The sequence below is a fragment of the Rickettsia africae ESF-5 genome, assembly GCF_000023005.1.
GTDB lineage: Bacteria > Pseudomonadota > Alphaproteobacteria > Rickettsiales > Rickettsiaceae > Rickettsia > Rickettsia rickettsii.
Window position 1 is genome coordinate 953332 of sequence record NC_012633.1, and the last position, 22516, is coordinate 975847.

The window sequence follows — 22516 nt, forward strand, 5'->3', positions numbered from 1 at the left end:
CTCAAAAGTATGTCATTCCTGCGGCAGCAGGAATCCAATACTACCTATCCACGTCATTGCGAGAAGGCATTTATGCCGACGAAACAATCTCATGCAATTTAAGAGAGATTGCCACGTCGCTACGCTCCTCGCAAGGCATTGTTGCAGGGACCGATAAAGCACTCGGTGTCAAACCACGGGATGACAGAGGTGAAATTGATCCACACAACAACGCCTCCTCACAATGACAATTATAAATATTTTGCTAGATTCCCGCTTTAGCTAGAAATACCATAAGGCGGCAAATATCTAATTAATATATAAGCCGGTATAAAACAAAATCCTGCTACAATAAAGAAATAAGTCCAGCCTAAATAAGTAGCTGCATAGCCTGAAATACTACCAAACAATATGGTACTAATATAAGCAATAGAAGTAATTAAAGCAATTTGGGTTATACAATATTTAGCACTACAGCATCTTAATTGGTAAGAAAAAAACGGCGACATAGTTAAGCCCTTGGTAAATTCTTGAAAGAAGACCGCTATATACAAACTTGTAATATCTCGATTATAAAAATAGAGAAATAAAAAAGATAGGCTAGATAAAGCATGATATATTAATACTCTTTTAAGCAAATAAGAATATTCATATTTTCGGCACAAAAACCCACCTATAAAACCTCCAAGGATTGTAGCACACATACCGAAAGCTTTATATCCAAGAGCTAAATCTTTCTTCGTATACCCAATATCGAGATAAAACATATTCGGCATAATTGACAGAAAATTATCTTGAAGACGATATAGAAGCATAACACTAACAATTATTAGCCATTTAGGTTTCTTGACAAAATCATAAAAAGCATGCCAAAATCTATCAAAATCATTAATAATTATCTTATCTTTAAATTTAAGCGGATAGATTATAATTAATAGTAATGACGGTATACATAAAATTGCCATAGCACGATAAACATCTTGCCAGGATATGATAGTAGATAAATATAACGCTCCTGAACCTGCTATAAGTATACCTATTCTAAAGCCTGTAGTACAAGCTGCCTCACTTATGCCCCAATTTTTATTTGTAATCAGTAACATCTGTGATGATTGAAGTAACATATCATAAATGGAAGAAAAAAATGCCACAGCTACTAAGCATAAAGCAAATGGTATAAAATGAGTGTTAGGGTTAAAATTTGTTAGAACATATACACAAAAAATACAACTAACCAAAGTAATAATTAAACAATATTTATATCCCCGATTACTTAAAGGAGCAAAACTTACTTTTTCAAGCAAAGGACCCCATAAAAATTTAAATATATGAATAAAATTCACTAAACTAAAAAGCCCGATAGTGATTTTATCAAAACCGCATTCTCGAAGCCAAAAAGAAAGAGTTGAACCGGTAAGTAAATAAATTAAACCTCCAGGAAAAGAAATTATTAATATAAAGAAAATATTAGATATATATTGAAATCGTGAAAAATTTAAACTTATGAATTTATCCTCCTTTAAAATATACGGTTGTCATTCCTGCAAAGGCATCATCGCCCGCATGTATATCTAATCGTCATTGCGAGCAGCCATAAGGCTACGTGACAATCTCATGAAAGAATAATAAACTCTTGAGATTGCTTCGTCAATTACTTACGTAATTTCCTCGCAATGATATAAATGACGTAAATCTAAACTACGATACTTTCTTTCTTTTATTACCGTAGCTGTTACCATCAAAGGTGCTTTTACGGCTACTATCAAAAGCATTAAACTTTTTACCGTCACCGCCGGCTCTTTTACCGAATGATCTTTTACGATTATTTTTATCACTTCTAAACTCACTACGTGGCGTAGATTCTCCTTTATTTACTAAACGATCGATTGCACGCCATCTAATAACATCATCAGGAGAAATAAAAGACAACGCATGTCCGGTAGCCCCTGCTCTACCCGTTCTACCTATCCTATGTAAATAATCTTCAGGACACATAGGTAAATCATAATTAATAACATGCTGTGTATGAGGAATATCAAGCCCACGAGCCGCTACATCAGTTGCTACCATTATTCTATGGTTTGACTTACGAAATGATAAAATTACTCTTTCACGTTGACGCTGACTTAAATCACCGTGTATAGCTTCTGCTGTATGATTTTCATATTTCAACATTTTAGCTAATTGGTCGGCAGAACGTTTAGTCTTCACAAAAATAATGACCGATCCTTCCCTATTACCAAGTTGTTTAGTTAATGCACTAAATTTTTCTTTATCAGAAACATGCATTGATTCCTGTTTTATTTCTGCAGCTGCTTTATTAGTAGCACCTACCGTAATACGTACCGGATTGTTTAGATATTTTTGAGAAACAGCAATAATATGTTTTGGCATAGTAGCGGAAAACATTAAAACTTGTCTTTTGTCCGGTAAAAATTTATTGATTTCTTCTAATTGTTCTTTCATCCCCATATCAAGCATTCTATCCATTTCGTCAAGTACGGTTATGCCTATACGATCAATTTTTAGACTTCCCCTATTTAAGTGATCAATAATACGCCCCGGCGTACCGATAATCACTTTTGGATTCTTTTTTAATTGCATAAATTGTTTAGGCATCGGTTCACCGCCTATCAAAACTGCACTATTAATTTTATAGGATGTAGTTACTTTATTTAAAGTACTGTGTATTTGCGTTGCTAATTCTCTAGTCGGAACAAGAATTAAAGCAGTAGTTTTATTTTTAATAAATGAATCAATTAACGGCAATAAATAAGCAAGAGTTTTGCCTGAACCTGTTTGGCTAGAAGCGAGTATGTCCGATCCCGCCATTGCAACCGGAATCGATTGCTTTTGTATTTCAGTCGGCTCAGTTATATTCATTGTCTCGAGAGCAATAATTAATTCTTCAGATAAATTAAAATTTTTCATTATATAATCCAATATAGTTTTAAATCAAAATATGCACATTATTGATTAGACCTCTTAACATAACTCATTTCTTAAAGATATATGAGACATCGACACTGCTCTCTCATCCTTACATACTTAACTATGTACGCTGCATAGAGTAGAAGTTCTTATTCCCTTTATAAGATAAGTTATGCAAGAGGTCTATTGTATAAAAAATAAGTTATAGTAAATTAAAATAACGACTTATATAATTATCCTGAATCAAAAAATATGCTTAAGCTAGATTACAAAACACCCACTAAATATATAAAACGATAATGAATAATGAAACTATTTTAGAATCTTATTCAAGCCAGAATAATACTATTAGATTTAGGGCATTTTCATGCCCTTTAGTAAAAATAATTTATTATACTTAAAATTATATAGGTTATTATAAGACAAAAACAAAATATTTACTATTTTGATAAAGATGACTAGGCTACCCTAAACTATAAACAATTTTGGATAGCTGCTTTTGGTATTATAAATTTATTTAATTCTGAGGTTAACAGCATAGGCTTTTCCTTGCTTTTCTTCAAGATCAAAAATTACATCTTGTCCTTCTTCAAGGCTATGTAAACCTGCTGCGTCTACGGCTGATTTGTGTACAAACACATCTTTGCCGCCATTGTCCTGTTCAATAAATCCAAAATTCTTTGTAGAATTATACCACTTAACTTTACCTACTATATTTGTAGCCATAAAAACCTTTATTAGATAGAAATTACTTATTTGAACTTAACACACGCTTATAATAACTAAAACTTAAATTTTACTTTAAGCCTTACTTAAATATAAGAGCCGATAAAAATTCATTATGCAAAACTACCTTACCTTGCGGCATTTGTCAATAAACATGTCAATAACATGCAAGAGAAAGTATTACTTCCTGAAACTAATCTATCATATTATTACTATTTTGTCACTATTTAAGTTAATTATCTAATAAATTAATGAGTAAACTAACGATTTTAAATGTGTTTAATAACTTTTTCATATCAGACTAATATATTAACGATAAAAGTACTTGCTTTTTCGTATTTTTTTTATTAATCTGTCCACTTAGCAAATGCAACCTTAATATCCACAGCTGCCCGCGTGATGGAATGGTAGACATAACGGACTTAAAATCCGTGGAGCGTAAGCTCTTGCCGGTTCAAGTCCGGCCGCGGGTACCATTCGCCATTTTTAGGCAAATTCACCAATGTATCAAACAGCGAACGTAGCATAAAATCAAGCTTTTCAGGTTTCAATATTAAGTTCCCAAATATTAAATTTACTAAACGTCTTTTTTCGCTCACGCTGGAACTTTTAAATATCTTATAGGCACTTGAGGTTTTTGATATCAAGGAAACCTGTAGCGATAACCGAAATTAATGCGTAGCTGTGACCCTAATGTATTAATTCACATCGCAACTAGATATTATGAGTGAAACTGATTTAGAGATTGCCACAAAACACTAACCACCAAGCCAATGCTATTTAATATGTTTACTTTAGCTGAACATTTGTATAAGACAATTGTCGGAATCAAGCAAATTACAATAGACGAATAGCATCACTGCTTCGCTTATTTTAGACTAAAGAAATCTAGCAAACAGAATAGATTGAAAAGGCAATAAGTAAAAGCTTTGCAGCGTTTTTTACTTAATAACACATACGCTTTAATAAATGTTGTTTATTATATTGTGCTTTAGAATTTGTAGGATCAAGTTCAATTGCTTTATTATAAGACTCAAGAACTAAATTGTATTTACCTAGTAAATAGAAAAAGCCGTATTTTTGAGTAAGATAGATTTATTAAATATATAATTATTAACTTATTCCCCCCTATAAATTACTTCTCTCACATGATAATTAAACTCTATCATTAATATATAAGCTAATTTTAAAGAGTTAAAATATAAAGAAGAAATTTTAACCTCTGAGTCTTATATTGATGAAAAGGAAGAAAAGAAATTAAAAGTTCAAAATGCATAGTTTTGACTAGTTTTTTAACTTTCTGTTATTTCTTTTTTAACTATATAGACGAAAAAACAGCAGAATATAAACTACAGCAAGAAGCAGAAGCAAAAAAGTTAGATAAAGCTGAATGATGCAAGCTATAATATTTCAGCAATTCTCAAATAATCTTGAGGGGCAAGATTTTCAGCGCGATAATTATCATTGATTTTCAACTGAGTTAATACTTCATGTATATTAGGTACAAGATTTTTCAGTGATGATTTGATCATTTTCCGTCGTCCTGCAAAAGCCAGCTTTGTTATTTGCTCAACTTTATTTATCAGAGCAATAGACGGCGAATTTTCTAAAGGTATTAGTTTAACTATCGCAGAATATACTTTAGGAGGTGGATAGAAAGCAGTTGGCGCTACGTCAAAGCACTTTTCCACTTTAACTATTAACTGACATATTACCGATAACCTGCCATATGCTTTAGTTGAGGGTATAGCACAAATACGTTCTACTACTTCCTTTTGTAACATTAGCGTCATACTAGTAATTAGCTGTGCTTCTTTCAGCCATCTAATCACTAACTCAGTACCTATATGGTACGGTAAATTAGAGATTATAGTTACTTTATAGTCAATTGATTTAGACTCGCCTATATCGTTCGCTCTCCTATTAGTTATAGGCTTCGCTTCTCGCTTCTTGTATGCAAATCCAACTGAATTGACTATATCACAGCTTAAATCGGTTAAATTTATTTTAAGAGCATCTTGTTTAATAATATTTAGATTAGGATAATATTCTTTAATCTCATTAAGGAGCGGGAGGCATCTCTCATCTGTTTCTATAACAGTTAAGGATTCAGGATTTTTCTGCAATATTGCCCTAGTTAACCCTCCTGTGCCGGGCCCTATTTCTAATACGCGGCTATTTTCTGCCAGGTTACTTGCACGTACGATTTTATCACATAGACTACTGTCAAAAATAAAATTTTGTCCGTGCTTTTTAAGAGGATTAACTTGATGTAAAGCTGCGTGTTTTGCAATTGAAGGGAGCATAGGGTATATCATTCCCGTGAAAGCGGGAATCCAGTAAAACATATAAAAACTTGTTTTTATATGTTTGTTTTTATCAAATATAATTCTGTATTAATAATCAAGGTTATTTGTCTGGATTCCCGCCTACGCGGGAATGACATAGAATAACACACACTAAGACGGCAGCATTATTTTTATAACTGCTTTCTTACGCATATTTTCAAACATTTTTTGTGCTTTTTGCGAAATCTTTTTATTGGTTAGGAAATTTACTACATAATTATTTTCATCTTCATTAACATTTAATATTTTTTTGCTGCACACTAATGTTATTTCAAATTTGTTATTTACTTCAAAAACATTACTTGCTTTATCAGGAGTTAAGTCCTTTACAATAGTTTGTTTTACACCTTCTATCTTGCTAAGTTTATCGGTAATAATTTGCATAGTAGCAAAATTATCATAAAGCGATTTTTTAACATCCGCACATTTTTTTAGTCGATTTTTCAAATTATTCATCTGCGTAAACGCTTTATTGCCACCATCTTTAGATGTAAATACTTGCATTGAAATTTCTACATCTTTTTGATCGCTAGATAAAATTGCAACATCTATTTCTTTATTACTTACTTGTACCGATCTTGATAGACTTGATAAAATATTCATTTTAATCAACTCGGATTTAATTTGGGAAATAAAACTATCAGGATTAACCGATCTGCTTTTTAGATACTGAAGAAGAGCACCGTGAGGCATTTTATTACGATCTTCAATAGACTTAATAGCGTTCTCTATCTCTTCTTGCGGAATTTCTCTATCTCCTGCATATTGAAAAAGCAAAGATTCGTCAATTAAGCTCTTAAGTGCTAAGTCACTTAGCTGCTTATCTTGAGCAGGCGTTAGACTTTCAACATTATTTAGTGCCATAATCATTTTTTTTCTAGCACGGAACTCATTAAGAGTAATAGGTTCATCATTTACGGATGCTACTATATTCGGTAATGATGCTTGTGCTACATTAAAAGTAAAAAAAACGGTAATGATTAATAATAATTTTCTCATATGATACTCTGAATAAGTGACCAGTAAGTAGACGAAGTTTTATTTGGAAAAGAGCAAGGAGTCTATAAGTCAAGGAGCGGAGCGTACATTTAGTACGTGAGCACCGCAGAACTTATAAGACGACATAGCCAATTTTTCAAATAAAACGAGTATACTCACATGTTTAAAACTTTTAAACCGATAGAAATAGTCGGCGAAGAGGTAGTCTTTTTGATTCCTCTACTTCCATCGGCTAGATAATCGGAATAAATCTTTGCAGTAATTCTAACACAATCTTTAGCATATGTCATCCTAATAGTTCGCGTAAGTAAATTTGGAGACCGTCTAGAGAGATCAATGCGTGCACCAAAGCCTATAGTCCAATTTTCCGCTAGCTGATAATTTATGTCTCCATAAAATTGTCGTACTCTATTATTTGAACCCTTTATACTTTCTACGGAATAATCTTTGTTAAGATTGGTAAGCTGAATAAAACTACCTAGAAAGTTAATCTTATCATAGTTAAAATTTCCTCCCACTTCATCCCTAATAGGTCTGAAATATCTATCTTTCCGAAAGCTATAAAACACTTCTAAATTATTAGAAAGATTAACTAGTATCCGCCCTACATTTTCCTTATCATCAGCTGGCAAATTTATACTATATCTTGTATTACGGGAGTGTCCTAAAAATAATTTTAAATAATTTTCTTCTTTAGCAATACTAGTATTTAAGCCGTAACTTAATCTATTACCGAAATCATGGCAATCAATACCGCTATAACGGTTGGATAAAAAGATATTTTTTTCGGATAATTCATATTTAGCAGGATCAATTATAACAAATTTTTTATCTTTCTTAGATAGTTTACGTCCCATAGTAAAAGAAACTACCGGCTCAATAAGTAAATTTATCGTTTTTGTTATATTGCCTACTAACGGATAACGCCATAAAGTTTGCAATTCTGGTATATTCCTTTGAAATGCTTTACTTTCTCTCGGCTTATCTACATAAGCCCGCCTAGCAAGATAAAAATCGCCTCTATCTTTAGCAGCAAAATCAAAAATTTGTCCTGAAGCAGTCAGCACATTATGCATAAAGGATAGTTGCAAAGAGGTTCTAGCAACTTGTTTTCCTATTCTTTCTTTGTACATTAACGTATTATTTTCAACAACGATATGGCTGTTGTCATTATCATTCAAATTTATCACGTTTTTTGTATTGATTTTTGGTAATACTAGAGGATCGGTATATTTACGATCATTACTACCTAAGCCTTGAAAACTTAATCCTTCCGCCGAAAAATAATCAGCCTCATGAATTTTATTTAAGAATATTTTAGAAGTTAAATATGAAGCGTAGTTATTATAATAATTTTTTAAATAAGCTTTATCCGATGTACGCTCCACCCTGAAACCGTAATCATAAACTTTATCGGTACTAATAAAATTACCGCTTGCTGTATAATGATAAGAAGAAACTTTTTTATTTTTCACTACACTTCCATCTTTTTCTAGAAAATACGGTAATTTACCGTAACTAACTTGAAAATTCATATTATCGTTATCATTCAAGCGATAACGTACTTCTAGCTCATAAGTTTGATATTTACTAAAAATTCTTGGAGTGAGAGTAAAATCGATATTAGGTTTTGCACGTAGATATAGGGGGATGCCAAACCCTTTATTTTTGACGTCAGGTACCAATAATCCAGAAGTTGCAGGGGCCGTATGAGTCGGATGGAAAAAATACGGTAAGTAACAAATCGGTACACCGTACACTTCAAAAAACACGTTTTTATAAACTACTCTATGCTCTACGGAATGAATATAAGTATCCTTAGCAGCAATTTGCCAAATAGGATTTCTATTACAAGCAACATCACAAGGGGTAAACTCGGCATGGTGCAGCTTAAGATTATTTTCATCTATTCTTTCGGCAAGTTTAGCAATTAAAAGATTATTATCACCGGAAAGCAAAATGAATTCCGATATGATACCTTTCTTAAATTCATCTTTTAAAACCGCTTTGTCTCCCTCTATTATCCGATTTTGTTTATCCTTAATTCGGATATTACCTTCTGCCCTTAAAATATCGTTTTCTATATCATAAAGTAAATTATCTGCTGTTAATAAATACTCATCCGTGATAATTCTTATATTACCTTTAGCATATATATCAAATCCTGATTTTCATTATACTCTACGAAGTCAGCTATAATATTGCTTATTTTAATATTTTGACCATTCTTAGAAAGAGCGGCAAAACTTACCAAAGAAAATATTATGATAATAAGCAAACATATTATTCGCAGTAGCATTTATATTAATAAATATATTTTAATAGTAAAAAATAATAGCAAGCTATTAGCAATATATCAAATAATAAAAAATTTTGCTTGCTCTTTTGTAGTACAAGGTTATTCTATGGAGATGATAATCATCATTGCGAGGAGATGCATAGCATCGACGTGGCCATCTCATGAAGTAGGATAAACTCCTGAGATTGCTTCGTCACAATAGTTTCTCCTCGTAATGACGAATAATGTGTTACCCTCAGCACAAAAAACCAAGTACTAATAAAATGCTAGACAATTTCATTGCGCATCAAACAACCAAAGAGTTTTCAGTTAGTGAGATTTCTAATAAAATCAAAGAGCTATTAGAAAATAATTTTGGCTATATTAAGGTAAAAGGCGAAATTTCAGGCTTAAAAATAGCAAACTCAGGTCATGCTTATTTTAACTTAAAAGAAAATACCGCCATTTTAGCCTGTACTTGCTGGCGTCCTATTCTTGCTAAAATCAAATTTCCTTTAAATGACGGCATGGAAGTAGTAATTAGCGGTAAACTCTCAAGTTATGCAGGTAATTCACGTTATCAATTATCGGTAGATAATTTGCAACCCACAGGACTTGGAGCTATGCTGCAAATTCTAAATGAGCGTAAAGCAAGGCTCGAGAAAGAAGGCTTATTTAATAAAATACGTATTCCTATACCCTTTTTACCTGATAAAATAGGCGTTATCACTTCAATAACCGGTGCTGTTATTAAAGATATTATTCATCGTATTCGCGAACGTTTTCCGACTCGGATAATAATATGGCCAGTTAGCGTACAAGGCGAAAATTCTGGCAATGAAATTGCTGAAGCAATTGAAGGATTTAACAATTTAGAAGAGGTAAATAAACCACGTGTTATAATCGTTGCTAGAGGTGGCGGTTCTATAGAAGATCTTTGGTCATTTAACGATGAGATATTAGTACGTGCTGCTTATAACTCAAAAATTCCTATTATTTCCGCAGTAGGTCATGAAGTGGATTATACTTTAATAGATTTAGCAGCTGATAAAAGAGCTCCAACACCGACTGCTGCCGCAGAATTTGCTGTACCGGTACACTCTATTTTAAATAATACGCTACAATCTTATGAAAAAATATTATTGAATAATACTAGCCGGTTAATTAAATATCACGAACAAAATATAGTAAATTACAATAAAATACACAGATATCTCTCTCACTATATAAATCATAGGCAGCAGTTACTGGACGAAACCGGTTTTAATTTACTAGATGCTTTACCGTGCTTTATTGAACTACAAGAAACAAAGATAAAATCTTTTTCTAAAGAAAGAGTTAACCCTGCTAAAATAATCAATTACAAAACATTAGAATTAACACATCAAACAGCTTATCTATCAAAATCGGCAAATAATACTTTGAAAAACTTTGAGTATAAATTAGAATTAAATAGTACGTTACTTGCAAGCCTTGATTATCACAACGTATTAAAACGAGGTTTTGCTATAGTTAAAGGAGAAACGGGTAATTTTTTATCTTCTAAAATTACTGCTGCGAATGAAAAAATTTTTAATATTAAATTTTCTGACGGTGAAATTAAAGTAGTTCGTGCTTAAAGGCTTTGGTTTTTATACTTCTCATTTCTAAAAATTTGTATGCTTTAAGCATATGCACGAACGAACAACAAGCAATTTTAGAATGCGAAGGGACAGCTGATAAAAAAACTTTGATAAATGCATGGTATGTAAATGAGCCTTATCAATACTTAATTGCTGCTTCAAACGGTCATACTACCGTTTCCGGTATAGATATAGAATTAATGAACGCTATTGCTGAAAAAATAGGTATCAATATTGAGTACAATCAAGATAGCTGGTATCAAGTTAAATATTCAAAGCGGCAATGCCGATATGACAGCAGGAGCTACTTACACTACTGAGAGAAGTTGCAATGGTTATTATTCACAAAATTGAGCCTCTAAGTTTTTGGAGACCTTTTTTTGCTTTCATTACAGCTAATTGCGATACAATATTACGAGATTTTTATTATGAAAGAAAATTCAATTAAGAGGACACCAAGAGGAGTGAGTATTGCAATCACTGTATTTATGGGGTATAGCTTTTAGCATATTATTAGATATGTACAGTGGTAATCCAAATTATCTCATACAATAAAATATTCAATGAGTATAGTAATTGCCAGAGCATTTATTACTAGTCTCTTAGTTTATCATTTTGGTTTTCTTGAGTGGCGATTCCGTAATACAAAATTAGAAGATATAGCAAAACAAACATGAAGATAGCTACTTGGAATATTAATTCCATAAAAACAAGACTTAATTTATTGCGTAATTTTTTATCTAAAGAAAATCCGGATATTTTATTATTGCAAGAAATAAAATGCGAAACCGCAAAATTTCCTTTTGATGCATTATCCGATCTACCTTATAATTCTTATGTTCATGGACAAAAATCATATAACGGCGTTGCTATAATTTCAAAATTTCCTGCCGATGAAATAATTAAGGATTTTCCGAATAATTACTGCAGTGATCAAGCAAGATTCTTAGAAATAAAATTATCATTACCTATAGGGTTTTGTAATATAATCTCGCTCTATGCTCCTAACGGTTCATTTGTCGGTAGCGATAAATTTGTAGCAAAACTAGCATTTTATGATAATTTTATCAATTATCTATCAACTAAAAAATCTTTTGACGAAAAAACTATCATAGGCGGTGATTTCAATATTGCACCGTTCGATATAGACGTATATTCACCTAAGCTACTTACTGAAACTACTTGTTTTACTGAGGTTGAACAAAAAAAATTACGCACTATTCTAAATTCCGGATTTGAGGATTTATACAGATTAATGCATCCGAGTAAACAAGAATTTTCATGGTGGGATTATAGAGCCGGATGTTTTGAACAAAATAAAGGTATGAGGATTGATATGGTTCTTGGTTGTAATAATACTATTGACTATTTAGAAAATTGCTATATGGATTATAATTTAAGGACTCAAGAAAAACCTTCAGATCATATACCGGTAATTGCGAGTTTTAAGGGATAGTCAATGTGGAATGTTGCTATCTTAGGATGCCGTATGTCATTTCTGCGTAGGCGGGAGTCCAAAAAAATAGCTTTAATATTGATATAGGAGTTACATAATTTGATAAAATAACCATATAAAAACAAGTTTTTATATGATTTTAATGGATTCCCGCCTACGCAGAAATGACATAGACCACTTTTTAAAAATAAATATATGTCTCCAAAATTCATGACATTTTACGAAAAATATATGACGATTGTCGGTACAATCGGCAATTTTATGTTCTATGTACAGGCTCATAAGATTTTCACCTGCCAATCTTCGGCTTCTGTTTCTATGCCCGCCTTTACTATAAGTGCTATTGCTCTTTGTAGTTGGCTTATATACGGCATATTAATAAAAAATACACCTATTATAATAGCAAATATAGTAGGTTTTATCGGGGCATTATTAGTTCTCTTAACCATAATAATATATTAAATAATGACTAAGCAAATCATTACTTTAGTTGGCCGTCCGAATGTAGGCAAATCAACGCTTTTCAATAGATTAAGCATACGTAAAAAAGCTATCGTTCACGATTTGCCAGGCGTCACTAGAGATAGAAAATATACAGACGGCAAAATCGGCTCTTTTGAATTTTTGTTAATTGATACCCCAGGACTTGACGAGCATCCTAATAGTATGGGAGAGAGGTTAATTGAGCAGACTACTAAAGCAATTTTAGAGGCAGATTTAATTTGCTTTATGGTTGACGGTAGAAGCGGAATATTACCTGATGATAAGCTACTTAGTAGTTTTGTTAGAAAATATAATAAGCCTGCTATATTGGTAGTTAATAAATGCGAGAAAGCTTTTGATTTTGATAAAGAGTACTACAAATTAGGGTTTGATAGTATGATAGCTATCTCTGCCGAACATGGCACAGGCTTAATTGATTTATATGACGAAATTATTGCCAAGTTACCTGAAGAAGAATCAATCAAGACAAATATAGCCGATCCAATTAAAGGAGATTGTTTGCAAATAGTAGTTAGTGGCAGACCTAACGCCGGAAAATCTACTTTTATAAACGCTCTTATTAATGATGAAAGATTATTAACCGGTCCTGAAGCCGGCATTACTCGTGAATCAATTGAAATTGATTGGCAATATAAAAATAATCATATTAAATTGATTGATACAGCAGGACTCCGCAAGAAATCTACTATTACAAAGTCTTTAGAAAAATTATCGGCATCGGATACTATTAACAGTATTAAATTTGCTAATACCGTAATCTTAATGATTGATGCTTTAGCTCCTTTAAAACAACAAGATTTAAATATTGCAAGCCATGTGGTAAATGAAGGAAGAAGTATAGTTATAGTAGTGAATAAATGGGATTTAGTTAAAGAATCCGAAAAAGAAGCATTTCAGGAAGAATTTTATTATCAGATAAATACTCATCTGCCTCAAGTTAAAGGTATCCCCGTTCTATTCATTTCAGCAATAAATAAACAAAATATTGAACAAGTGCTAGATGCTTGTCTTAAAATTTATAAAATTTGGAATAAGAAAATAACTACTAGCAAATTAAATGAATGGCTTAATTTTACTACGGAAGCACATCTGCTGCCTTTACAAAAAGGAGGCAGAAGAGTGCGTGTAAAGTATATGACTCAAACAAAAACCCGCCCCCCTACTTTCAAACTATTCTCCAATAATCCGGAAAAAATTACCGATAGCTATACTAGGTATTTAGTAAACAATATGCGTGAGGCTTTTGACATGCCGGGCGTTCCTATTAGATTCATTTACGTAAAAACTAAAAACCCGTATGTGTAGTTTAAAATTAATTAATAACAGTTTAGTTATTAGCACCGAAAAATCTGAATTAGATATATTACTAGATAATATTACTGATTCTAATTGTCATCATAAATTTATTAAGTAATGATAAGACTAAAGGTAATGAACTATGGTAACTTATATATTTTAACCAAGCTGTAAATTAGATAAGTTCGCTATTCCAACTACACTTATTTTTTCTGTTTTTGTATATGTATTATTCCCGGCGGTAACAATATATAAATGTTCTAACTGCAAATCGGCAAGAACGGCATACATTGATTTAGTAATACTAGGAGCATCAGCATTTTTTACTTCAAAGCCGTATTTCTTACCATTCTTAATAATCAATAAATCTAATTCTGCTCCTGTTTGCGTTCGCCAAAAAAAATACTCTGCATCCGTTTTAAATTTACGTATTAACTCCTCTATTACAAACCCTTCAAATGAAAGACCGCGTTTTGGATGAACATACCAATCATGTTCGTGAATCCCTAATAAGGCATGTAGTATTCCGCTATCTCGTATATAGACTTTTGGTGCTTTCACTTGACGTTTTGAGATATTTTCATACCAAGGTTTTAATAGCCGAATCATAAAAGTTTGCTCTAATATTTCAGTATAACGTTTTATAGTCATATCCGTTAAACCGAGCGACCTTCCAAGCTCGCTATAATTTAATAATTGCCCATGATTATGAGCAAGCATCATCCATAACTGCCTCATTACATGTGCATTAAGAGATATTCCTAAACTAGGCAAATCACGCTCGATAAAACTAGTGATGTAGCTATTACGCCATCTAAGACTTTGAACATAATTTTTTGCTAAATATGATTTAGGAAAACCACCTCTTAACCATAACTCCCTAAAATCATTTATCTCTATTAAATTGAACGGAGTAAGCTCCATATATTCAATACGGCCGGCTAATGATTCTGAAGATTGTCGCAATAATTCTCCAGAAGCACTACCTAATATTAAAAATTTTTTGTTTGAATAGTCAGCAAGAACTCTTAAATAAGGAAATATTTCAGGTTGTCTTTGAATTTCATCAATTACTATTAAACCGTTTAAAGGCTCAAGAGTTGTTTTAAGATTCTTAAATTGATCTAAGTGAGCTGGATCCTCAAGGTCAAAAAAGTAGCTCTTTTCATCTTCTTTAAGCTGTTTAATATAAGCGTGAGCTAAAGTAGTTTTACCACATTGCCTTGGACCGAGCATGGCACAAATAGGGAATATCTCAAGGGCACTTGTGATATGTGTTAAATAATAATTTCTGTCTATCATCCTTGTAATTTCATAATGACACTTTGAATTTACAATATAATTTTAATCAAATAATAGCAAGATGTTTCTAGGTCCTGTGCACTTTTGATTAATGATTATAATTATTAGATCTTTTTAAGCGAAAATTAATAAGATTTTTGAAGGAATAGTTATGCATATTTCAAAAAAATTTGATAATTGCCAACTAGAGCCATAATATTCTATTAAAAGTGCACACAGGACTTAGGCTCCTCTACCGGATTTTCCTATCTCTCTTTGTCTTTCTTCTAATACCTTACTTGTATGCGGTCCTACTGCTTATTTATCTTTACTAAATTTACTTTTTCCTAAATTAACTATAGTTTCTGCTACTATACTCCTAGCACTTTTGGATCTGATAATAATTTTAACGCCAGCAATAATAATTTTACCGTATTCATGTTTGCTCAATTTATCGGCAATTTGAATTAATTCAGGTGCATGTTTACTTACCGGCTATCTTTACTAATTTTTCACCGTCTAATTTTAATTTTTGACCCTTAGGTGTTTTATTTCACAACTCATCTACAACCGGTCCTAAACTACTTACATGTTTTGTTAATAGTTCAGGAAGGTCTTTTTCAATTATTTTTCTTATTTCCGGATTATGGTTTTTAATTTGTATCAAAAGACTAATCCATTCCTTTACCTCTTTTACCTTTTCTTCTTTTGATTTCTCTTCCTTTGGAAGTGGCTTAATTAACTGAAATTTTTGTATTATATCAGCAACTTTATCGCTATCGGAAAGAGCGAGGCTTGCAAGTTTAGTAATTGACGGCAGAGCCTCTTTTAAAAAAGACGTAGATGCATCTAATGCCTTATGTATAAACTCCGGATCTTTCCCTTGTGATTCTATTCTTTCCGTTACTTTAGGATGTTTTAAAACATCTAATATATCCTGTTTATTACTATCTAAATATCGCGGTAATTTTTTTCTAAAACAGGAGATAAATTATCAATAATTTTTTTGGCATTTTCAACTAACTCTACTATTTGAGGTTTTTTGCCTTTTAATAACTCTTTTTTAGTTTCAGTATCTAACCCTTCCATATTTAGGTTAATTTTAGTCCAACGCTGATTTGCTTTAAGCTGACTATAAGCTTTTATAGCTGAAGGAGTACTTTCAATTAATTCTTCGCTAGAATTTACAAGTAGTGCTACTGTATTTGCAATTAATTCAGGTTTAGCGATTTTTTGTGCTTTAAATGTCATGTATATTTTTAATATAGCACCTTGAGATGACGTGTTTTTTTGTTTAATATTCTTATATATTTCTTGTACTTTTGGGTTTAAATCGCTTTCTAGTGCTTTAGATATTAAATCTACTCCTAGTGTAGATAATTCTCTGATAAATTTAGGACTTATTTTGTCTAATACATTTATTTTTTCTGTTTCGGAAATTTGAAAGTTTTTTGTTATTTTGCTAAGCCTCTTATTTAAAATAGGCGTGAGAAGAGATATGGGATAACTTTAGACTGTAAAAGAGTTTCTTTTGAACTATTGGATATAGTTGCGGAATGTAAAACAGAAGCACATTTTTTTATAAGCGATGCTGCATCTGCTATCATCTTACAACCAGCGTCAATAGAACCTACACTAGTGGTAGCACTTCTCGCTTTTCTGAGGTTATTAAGCTCCAATGCCAAGATCAGGTAAAACTTGAGAAGCCTCCCAGGTAAACTGCAATGCACTAGGAACATTCCCGACTGCTTGGATAACACTTTGTATTATACCTAAATTATCTTTATTAAGATCTAGATATCGTTTATTTAACTCATCATATTTTTTGTTACCTGTGTCAGCTCCAAGAGCTAAATATCCAACTTGAACCCACGAAAGATTTTTATATTCTTCATCAAACTGTTGCCTTATCTTATCAATGGATTCCTGCTCTTGCTCTTGGCTTTTAGACATTTAAATACCTTTATATAATTTAAAGGTTTATAAAATTTTACTTTTTAATTTTTGTTAATTTTAAAAGTCATGGTTATCTTGCAATGGTTTTTTACTATAATTTTTCATTTACCGGTAAATCCATACTAACCTCTCCACACAATAAAACAATACTCTCCATTACCTGAGGATCTATATCCGGGTTGTTATGCTCTTTATTTTTCTGAATCCAGTTGTAATAGTAAGGGTCAGGCCATAATTCCATGATTTTCGGTAAAGATTTTTGCTGTATAGTACCAACATTATACTCGCGTTTTAAAACTTCAGCCGGCATTCACCCTACATCACCGATAAAATATATTTCTGAGAAATGCAAAATCGACTTAATATTATTATCGGGATCTATATGGATTTATAATATTCACGTTGTACATCATTAAACAATTTCGCTACTATAAATGGTTTATCGAGATGTCTTTCTATACTTACTAAAGCTATATTTTCTAAGTTTTCGGGGTATTAAACAATTTTATCTAAAGCCGTTAATTTTTCAAACTCTTCCTCTCCTATTTTTTCTTTTAGGTCTCTTTTATATTTTTGTTCTTTATCTGAAGGAAATACTAATTTATCATTTTTACAATCAACCAAAAAAGGAGTAGTAATAGGATATTTAATAAATAAATCTTTTAGTTTCATAATAAAAAATTTCTTAATATATAAGGCTAATTTTTTATATGTCAAATAATATCCTCTAGACTATCTAGGTCATGCTTTACCAATCGTAACAACTTCGCTTCAGGGCTTAGATTTTTCACGGCCCATTTTTTAATCCAAGGTTCGGCGAGCTGCCACATATTAACATTACCGTCTAACTGTCTGCCTATCCCTTCCACCATTATTAAAGTCTTTTGCAATAACAACAACTCCGGTTGTACTTCCATGCCAAAATCTTCCGTGATTTTAAATAAATGTGCAAGCAGCTTACCTATGGAAATATTTTTTATGGGCGTCCCTACTATAGGCTCGGTAACTGCTCTACAACTTTGAGCGAATAAAGCTAAATCGGTATTTGATGGGATATAGCCGGCTCTTAAATGTACTTTAGCAACTAATTTATAATCACGCCTTAAAAAGCCAAATAGACTTTCGGCAACGGCTAAACGATCTTTTTCTTTAAGTCTGCCCATAATACCGAAATCAAGTAAAATTATTTTACCTTGCTTATTCACTAAAATATTCCCTGCATGTAAATCAGCATGAAAAAATCCGTCTCTATAGGCTTGATTGAAAAACATTACGGCAAAATCCTGAGATATTTTTGTAGGCTCTAACCCCATTTCCTTTAGTAGCAAAGTATCATATATAGAAGTGCCGTCTAACCACTCGGTGGTTAGTATATTTTCTGATGTTAAATCCCAATATATTTTAGGGATTATCACGTTAATATCATTTCGCATATTATCCGTAAGCTCAGAAGCTGCTGCCGCCTCTAAACGTAAATCAAGCTCAAATTTCATAGTTTCATGAAATTTATCGACTACTTTAATCGGTTTGAGCCTTTTTGCTTTAGAAAATTTTGAGATAATTTTTGCAAGAAAATATAGCAGCTTAATATCTCTGTTATATTTTTTATGAATACCCGGACGCAAAATTTTTACCGCAACATATTCACCGGTTATAAGTTGTGCTTTATGTACCTGCGAAATTGATGCGGCAGCGATGGGGGTATCGTCGAGGTGTAAGAAAGGGAGGGCGTCATGGCTCACAGTCATAGACTGCGTGGCAATCTTTTGTTTGCTTGCTGAGATTGCTTCGTCGACATAAATGTCTCCTCGCAATGACGTTATCAACCTTCTCGCCACCCCACCATCAAACGGAGGTAGCTTATCTTGCAGTAACCTTAAATAACCTGCTATCTCTGTTCCTACTAAATCGGCTCTTGTCGAAAGAGTTTGTCCAAATTTTATATAAATAGGTCCAAGATCACTTAAACAATCTATTAAGCGTTTGCCGTAATCTTCCCGTGATTTTTTTATTAACGAGACCGGAGCAAAAAATAAGGCTAATATATAACCGATAAACCTGCAATATTTAGGGCTTCTTGAATCAATTAAGATTTGCTTTTTACTGATGATACGAAAAATACGTATTAAATTAAAAAAATTACTTATCATCTATTATATACTCCGAAGTACAATAAAAAATAGTATACGAAGATCAACTTCAAAAAGAGCAAGGAGTTCACAAGTCGAGGAGCGGAGCGTATACTTAATACGTAAGTACCGCAGATCTTGTAGAACGACGTAGCCAATTTTTGAAGTTCATTGAGTATACGCACTGTGGATAGCAACTATTCCGCCACTTAGATTTTTATAACCGACTTCCTCAAAACCGGCATCTTTAATCATTATTCTAAACTCGTCTTGTGAGGGGAATAAATCTATACTTTCGACCAAATATTCATATGCCTCTTTATTACCTGCTATCATTTGACCAATACTCGGTATAATATTAAATGAGTAGAATTTATAGAAATCTTTTATGTACCCTTCCTTTACTTTTGAAAACTCAAGACATATAAACTTACCCATTGGCTTTAAAACCCTACATGCTTCCTTTAAAGCCTTATTTATATCAGGTACGTTTCTAATACCGAATGCTATAGTATAATAATCAAAACTATCATCCGGAAACGGTAGTTCTTCAGCACTTGCTACAGTAAATTTAAGATTTTGAAATAAATTCAGATCTATTGCTTTTTTCTTAGCTTGCTTTAACATTTCTTCATTAATATCACTTAAAGTTAAAGAGATATTATTAACTCTATCTCTTGCTTTTTTAGCAAGTTTTAAAGCAATATCACCGCTACCGCTAGCAACATCTAATATATGAGAGTTAAGATTTGGAATTTGCCTAATAAATTCATCTTTCCATAAGCGATGTAATCCCAAACTCATTAAGTCATTCATTAAATCATACTTATCAGCGACATTAGAAAAAACGTTATTTACTAAGCCTTGTTTTTTAGTGTAGTCTACTTTTTTAAAGCCAAAATTTGTTTGGTTCATAGTTTTTCATTATAAATATTAGTATCAAATGCCGGAACTTCCTGAAGTAGAAACTCTTAAAAACTCTCTAAAAGATAAGCTAATCGGGCTTATTATAGAAAATGTAGAGTTAAAAAGAGATAATTTACGTTATAAGCTATCCCCACTTTTAACTACAGAAATCTTAAATACTAATATACTGGATGTTAGGCGTCGTGCAAAATATTTAATTATAGATTTTAATAATGATTATTCTTTAATAGTTCATCTAGGCATGAGCGGCAGATTTACTCTGCAATCTGCTAATTATAAAACTCAAAAACACGATCATGTGATTTTTGATTTAAGTAACGGCGAAAAGTTAATTTTCAACGATACTAGACGATTCGGTATGATTTATAGTTTTAAGACTGATCTCTTAGAAAAAGAATTTTTTAATGATTTAGGCATAGAGCCTTTTTCTGATTTATTGACGTTAGAATATCTAAAAGATAAGCTACAAACTAAAAAAATACCAATAAAAAACTTGATTATGGATAATAGAGTTATAGTCGGAATCGGTAATATCTATGCTTCCGAAAGTCTGCATTTAGCTAGAATTCATCCGGATAAATCAGGTAACGATTTAAGGGATGATGAAATAGAAAATTTAATTAAAGCGATTAGAGATGTGTTAACTAAAGCTATAACTGCCGGCGGTACTACTCTTAAAGATTTTGTAAACGGCGATAACAAACCTGGTTATTTTACTAAGCAACTTAAGGTTTACGGTAGAGAGGGACAAAGTTGTTTAAGCTGCTCTAGCACTATTATCAAGATAAAGCATTCAGGCAGAAGTACTTTTTATTGTAAAACTTGCCAATATAGTTAATTCACTTGACATATTTTTTAAAACTATTTATAAAGCTCTTTATTATTTAATTCAATTAATAGTTGTAAAAATATATGAAAGTAGACTCCTTACATAACCTATCTTATAAAGAGGAATTTGAAGGAGACATGAAACGCAGCACCGCAGCATACCAAAAGGTAAGTGAGAGTGCGAGTATTGGATCGACGTATATCGCAGATACTTCAGAAGTTGGGAGTCAAATAAGTGGTGAGCCTGTACAGCGTATAAAAATACCTGAGCACAGGCAAATCCTGAAATTTAACGTACCAAATCTTGAAGTATCAAAGGTATACAAATTACCTTTAGAATGAGGTTATGCAAGGAGTCTAATAAAACCGGTGATTATGGCAGGAGGTAACGGTAAAAGACTATGGCCTTTGGCATCTAAGGATAAACCGAAACAGTTTAAAAAAATATTGAGTGATCTAACTTTACTTCAGCAAACATTAAACCGCAATAAATTTTTAGGACAACCTACTATTATTACTTCCAAAAAATATGAATCAATCACTAAAGAACAAGCAGCAGAAATAGATGTAGAAATAGCATTAATTACCGAGCCTTTACAAAAAAATACTGCCGTTTGTGCCATTATTACGGCATTATCGGCTACAGCACTAGGATTTGATATTGTAGTGTTACTATCTTCAAACCATCATATAGCGGATGATATAAATTATCTTAATACTATAAATAAAGCTTTACATTATGTTAATGAATGCGGCATTTGCACTATATTCCTATAAATGTTATAAGTGCCAAGTATGGCTATATAAACACAGGATTACCAATTGCAGAAAATGTTTATCTAGTTGATCATTTAATTGAACAACCTATATTAGAGCAAGCAAACAAACATTTTCAAAGTAATGAATATTTTTGGAATTCAGGAATTTGTGTATACGATGTTAACTTCTTCTTAAACTTAACAATGAACCTTCAACCTGATTTATTCTGTATTGCAGAAAAAGCATTTAATACTGCCGTAAAAAATGAGAATAGTTTGGCCATAGACAATGAGGCTTATAATGAAATCGCAGCAATTTCTCTAAGACAATACCATAATGGAATATATTTCGGGAATGGTCATGATAAAAGCCGATTTTGCTTGGAACGATCTTGGTACTTGGCATTCCTTATTACAGGTAAAACACCGGAATATAAACTATAATTATTGCGAGGGAAACGTAGTAACAAGCAATACTACAAACTCTTTCATTAGTTC

Annotated in this window: 22 protein-coding genes, 1 tRNA gene and 2 pseudogenes; 10 read left to right on the forward strand and 15 right to left on the reverse strand. The window is 32.1% G+C overall.

The annotated features are described in order from the left end of the window. Positions 1–257: 257 nt before the first annotated feature. From RAF_RS05205 to RAF_RS05215, 3 genes are all read right to left on the reverse strand, one after another. Positions 258–1484, reverse strand: coding sequence for an MFS transporter (locus tag RAF_RS05205; protein ID WP_083762116.1), 1227 nt, complete (start codon positions 1482–1484; stop codon positions 258–260). Between the two features lie 193 nt (positions 1485–1677). Continuing rightward, complete coding sequence (locus tag RAF_RS05210) at positions 1678–2910, reverse strand: DEAD/DEAH box helicase (protein WP_012719928.1); 1233 nt, start codon at positions 2908–2910, stop codon at positions 1678–1680. 513 nt (positions 2911–3423) lie between these two features. Continuing rightward, positions 3424–3636: a cold-shock protein gene (locus tag RAF_RS05215; protein ID WP_004997759.1), complete on the reverse strand. Its 213-nt coding sequence runs from the start codon at positions 3634–3636 to the stop codon at positions 3424–3426. Positions 3637–4026: 390 nt separating this feature from the next. Here RAF_RS05215 and RAF_RS05220 point away from each other — a divergent pair. Next, positions 4027–4112 (forward strand) — tRNA-Leu (locus RAF_RS05220). A 469-nt stretch (positions 4113–4581) separates the two neighbouring features. Here RAF_RS05220 and RAF_RS08855 read toward each other — a convergent pair. From RAF_RS08855 to RAF_RS05235, 4 genes and pseudogenes are all read right to left on the reverse strand, one after another. Next, positions 4582–4731: a tetratricopeptide repeat protein gene (locus tag RAF_RS08855; protein WP_146610389.1), complete on the reverse strand. Its 150-nt coding sequence runs from the start codon at positions 4729–4731 to the stop codon at positions 4582–4584. A gap of 305 nt (positions 4732–5036) precedes the next feature. Next, positions 5037–5942: a 16S rRNA (adenine(1518)-N(6)/adenine(1519)-N(6))-dimethyltransferase RsmA gene (gene rsmA, locus RAF_RS05225; RefSeq protein ID WP_012719930.1), complete on the reverse strand. Its 906-nt coding sequence runs from the start codon at positions 5940–5942 to the stop codon at positions 5037–5039. 153 nt (positions 5943–6095) lie between these two features. Further along, entirely contained in the window at positions 6096–6983 is an 888-nt protein-coding gene (locus tag RAF_RS05230; protein WP_012719931.1) for a SurA N-terminal domain-containing protein, read from the reverse strand. 155 nt (positions 6984–7138) lie between these two features. Continuing rightward, positions 7139–9282 (reverse strand): annotated as a pseudogene (locus RAF_RS05235) (LPS-assembly protein LptD). Here RAF_RS05235 and RAF_RS05240 point away from each other — a divergent pair. The 6 genes from RAF_RS05240 (at position 9248) to der (ending at position 14148) form a co-directional block, all read left to right on the forward strand. Further along, positions 9248–9457: a hypothetical protein gene (locus tag RAF_RS05240; protein ID WP_014273704.1), complete on the forward strand. Its 210-nt coding sequence runs from the start codon at positions 9248–9250 to the stop codon at positions 9455–9457. The pseudogene RAF_RS05235 and the gene RAF_RS05240 overlap by 35 nt on opposite strands. Positions 9458–9545: 88 nt before the next feature. Next, positions 9546–10880: an exodeoxyribonuclease VII large subunit gene (gene xseA / locus RAF_RS05245; protein ID WP_012719934.1), complete on the forward strand. Its 1335-nt coding sequence runs from the start codon at positions 9546–9548 to the stop codon at positions 10878–10880. Between the two features lie 5 nt (positions 10881–10885). Beyond that, positions 10886–11203 carry a hypothetical protein gene (locus tag RAF_RS05250; RefSeq protein WP_012719935.1) on the forward strand — a complete coding sequence of 106 codons (318 nt, stop codon included), beginning with the start codon at positions 10886–10888 and terminating at the stop codon, positions 11201–11203. 353 nt (positions 11204–11556) lie between these two features. Further along, entirely contained in the window at positions 11557–12339 is a 783-nt protein-coding gene (gene xth, locus RAF_RS05260) for an exodeoxyribonuclease III (RefSeq protein ID WP_012719936.1), read from the forward strand. Positions 12340–12534: 195 nt separating this feature from the next. Next, on the forward strand, positions 12535–12801 hold the full coding sequence (locus tag RAF_RS08165; RefSeq protein WP_010977607.1) for a SemiSWEET family sugar transporter: 267 nt from the start codon (positions 12535–12537) through the stop codon (positions 12799–12801). Positions 12802–12804: 3 nt separating this feature from the next. Then, positions 12805–14148: a ribosome biogenesis GTPase Der gene (gene der, locus RAF_RS05270; protein WP_012719937.1), complete on the forward strand. Its 1344-nt coding sequence runs from the start codon at positions 12805–12807 to the stop codon at positions 14146–14148. A gap of 150 nt (positions 14149–14298) precedes the next feature. On the opposite strand, the gene RAF_RS05275 is transcribed toward der, so the two are convergent. From RAF_RS05275 to ubiE, 8 genes are all read right to left on the reverse strand, one after another. Beyond that, complete coding sequence (locus RAF_RS05275; RefSeq protein ID WP_012719938.1) at positions 14299–15441, reverse strand: ATP-binding protein; 1143 nt, start codon at positions 15439–15441, stop codon at positions 14299–14301. A gap of 297 nt (positions 15442–15738) precedes the next feature. Then, the gene (locus RAF_RS10420) at positions 15739–15870 is read right to left on the reverse strand and encodes a hypothetical protein (protein WP_268738926.1); all 132 of its coding nucleotides are present in this window, start codon (positions 15868–15870) and stop codon (positions 15739–15741) included. A gap of 501 nt (positions 15871–16371) precedes the next feature. Continuing rightward, complete coding sequence (locus tag RAF_RS05280) at positions 16372–16671, reverse strand: hypothetical protein (RefSeq protein ID WP_041471924.1); 300 nt, start codon at positions 16669–16671, stop codon at positions 16372–16374. Positions 16672–17088: 417 nt separating this feature from the next. Beyond that, on the reverse strand, positions 17089–17373 hold the full coding sequence (locus tag RAF_RS10040) for a hypothetical protein (protein WP_234943879.1): 285 nt from the start codon (positions 17371–17373) through the stop codon (positions 17089–17091). A gap of 94 nt (positions 17374–17467) precedes the next feature. Beyond that, positions 17468–17686 carry a hypothetical protein gene (locus tag RAF_RS05290; RefSeq protein WP_041471925.1) on the reverse strand — a complete coding sequence of 73 codons (219 nt, stop codon included), beginning with the start codon at positions 17684–17686 and terminating at the stop codon, positions 17468–17470. A 185-nt stretch (positions 17687–17871) separates the two neighbouring features. Beyond that, positions 17872–18093, reverse strand: coding sequence for a hypothetical protein (locus RAF_RS05295; protein ID WP_014410965.1), 222 nt, complete (start codon positions 18091–18093; stop codon positions 17872–17874). Next, positions 18090–19526, reverse strand: a complete 1437-nt coding sequence (gene ubiB / locus RAF_RS05300) for a 2-polyprenylphenol 6-hydroxylase (RefSeq protein WP_012719939.1) — start codon at positions 19524–19526, stop codon at positions 18090–18092. The genes RAF_RS05295 and ubiB overlap by 4 nt, the downstream gene beginning before the upstream one ends. Before the next feature lie 147 nt (positions 19527–19673). Continuing rightward, complete coding sequence (ubiE, locus tag RAF_RS05305) at positions 19674–20420, reverse strand: bifunctional demethylmenaquinone methyltransferase/2-methoxy-6-polyprenyl-1,4-benzoquinol methylase UbiE (RefSeq protein WP_004997739.1); 747 nt, start codon at positions 20418–20420, stop codon at positions 19674–19676. A gap of 28 nt (positions 20421–20448) precedes the next feature. Between ubiE and mutM the strand changes: the two genes are divergently transcribed. The 3 genes and pseudogenes from mutM (at position 20449) to RAF_RS10430 (ending at position 22462) form a co-directional block, all read left to right on the forward strand. Continuing rightward, positions 20449–21270: a bifunctional DNA-formamidopyrimidine glycosylase/DNA-(apurinic or apyrimidinic site) lyase gene (gene mutM, locus RAF_RS05310; protein WP_012719940.1), complete on the forward strand. Its 822-nt coding sequence runs from the start codon at positions 20449–20451 to the stop codon at positions 21268–21270. Between the two features lie 74 nt (positions 21271–21344). Continuing rightward, a pseudogene (locus tag RAF_RS10640) lies at positions 21345–22037 on the forward strand (sugar phosphate nucleotidyltransferase). Further along, positions 22010–22462 carry a sugar phosphate nucleotidyltransferase gene (locus tag RAF_RS10430; protein WP_268738927.1) on the forward strand — a complete coding sequence of 151 codons (453 nt, stop codon included), beginning with the start codon at positions 22010–22012 and terminating at the stop codon, positions 22460–22462. The pseudogene RAF_RS10640 and the gene RAF_RS10430 overlap by 28 nt, the downstream one beginning before the upstream one ends. Positions 22463–22516: the final 54 nt, after the last annotated feature.

Excerpts from the sequence above, each read along its gene's own strand:
- RAF_RS05210 (WP_012719928.1), bottom strand. The coding sequence starts at position 2,910 with ATGAAAAATTTTAATTTATCTGAAGAATTAATTATTGCTCTCGAGACA.
- RAF_RS05215 (WP_004997759.1), bottom strand. The coding sequence starts at position 3,636 with ATGGCTACAAATATAGTAGGTAAAGTTAAGTGGTATAATTCTACAAAG.
- rsmA (WP_012719930.1), bottom strand. The coding sequence starts at position 5,942 with ATGCTCCCTTCAATTGCAAAACACGCAGCTTTACATCAAGTTAATCCT.
- RAF_RS05230 (WP_012719931.1), bottom strand. The coding sequence starts at position 6,983 with ATGAGAAAATTATTATTAATCATTACCGTTTTTTTTACTTTTAATGTA.
- RAF_RS05240 (WP_014273704.1), top strand. The coding sequence starts at position 9,248 with ATGATAATAAGCAAACATATTATTCGCAGTAGCATTTATATTAATAAA.
- xseA (WP_012719934.1), top strand. The coding sequence starts at position 9,546 with ATGCTAGACAATTTCATTGCGCATCAAACAACCAAAGAGTTTTCAGTT.
- xth (WP_012719936.1), top strand. The coding sequence starts at position 11,557 with ATGAAGATAGCTACTTGGAATATTAATTCCATAAAAACAAGACTTAAT.
- RAF_RS08165 (WP_010977607.1), top strand. The coding sequence starts at position 12,535 with ATGTCTCCAAAATTCATGACATTTTACGAAAAATATATGACGATTGTC.
- der (WP_012719937.1), top strand. The coding sequence starts at position 12,805 with ATGACTAAGCAAATCATTACTTTAGTTGGCCGTCCGAATGTAGGCAAA.
- RAF_RS05275 (WP_012719938.1), bottom strand. The coding sequence starts at position 15,441 with ATGATAGACAGAAATTATTATTTAACACATATCACAAGTGCCCTTGAG.
- RAF_RS05280 (WP_041471924.1), bottom strand. The coding sequence starts at position 16,671 with ATGACATTTAAAGCACAAAAAATCGCTAAACCTGAATTAATTGCAAAT.
- RAF_RS10040 (WP_234943879.1), bottom strand. The coding sequence starts at position 17,373 with ATGTCTAAAAGCCAAGAGCAAGAGCAGGAATCCATTGATAAGATAAGG.
- RAF_RS05290 (WP_041471925.1), bottom strand. The coding sequence starts at position 17,686 with ATGCCGGCTGAAGTTTTAAAACGCGAGTATAATGTTGGTACTATACAG.
- ubiB (WP_012719939.1), bottom strand. The coding sequence starts at position 19,526 with ATGATAAGTAATTTTTTTAATTTAATACGTATTTTTCGTATCATCAGT.
- ubiE (WP_004997739.1), bottom strand. The coding sequence starts at position 20,420 with ATGAACCAAACAAATTTTGGCTTTAAAAAAGTAGACTACACTAAAAAA.
- mutM (WP_012719940.1), top strand. The coding sequence starts at position 20,449 with ATGCCGGAACTTCCTGAAGTAGAAACTCTTAAAAACTCTCTAAAAGAT.
- RAF_RS10430 (WP_268738927.1), top strand. The coding sequence starts at position 22,010 with ATGCGGCATTTGCACTATATTCCTATAAATGTTATAAGTGCCAAGTAT.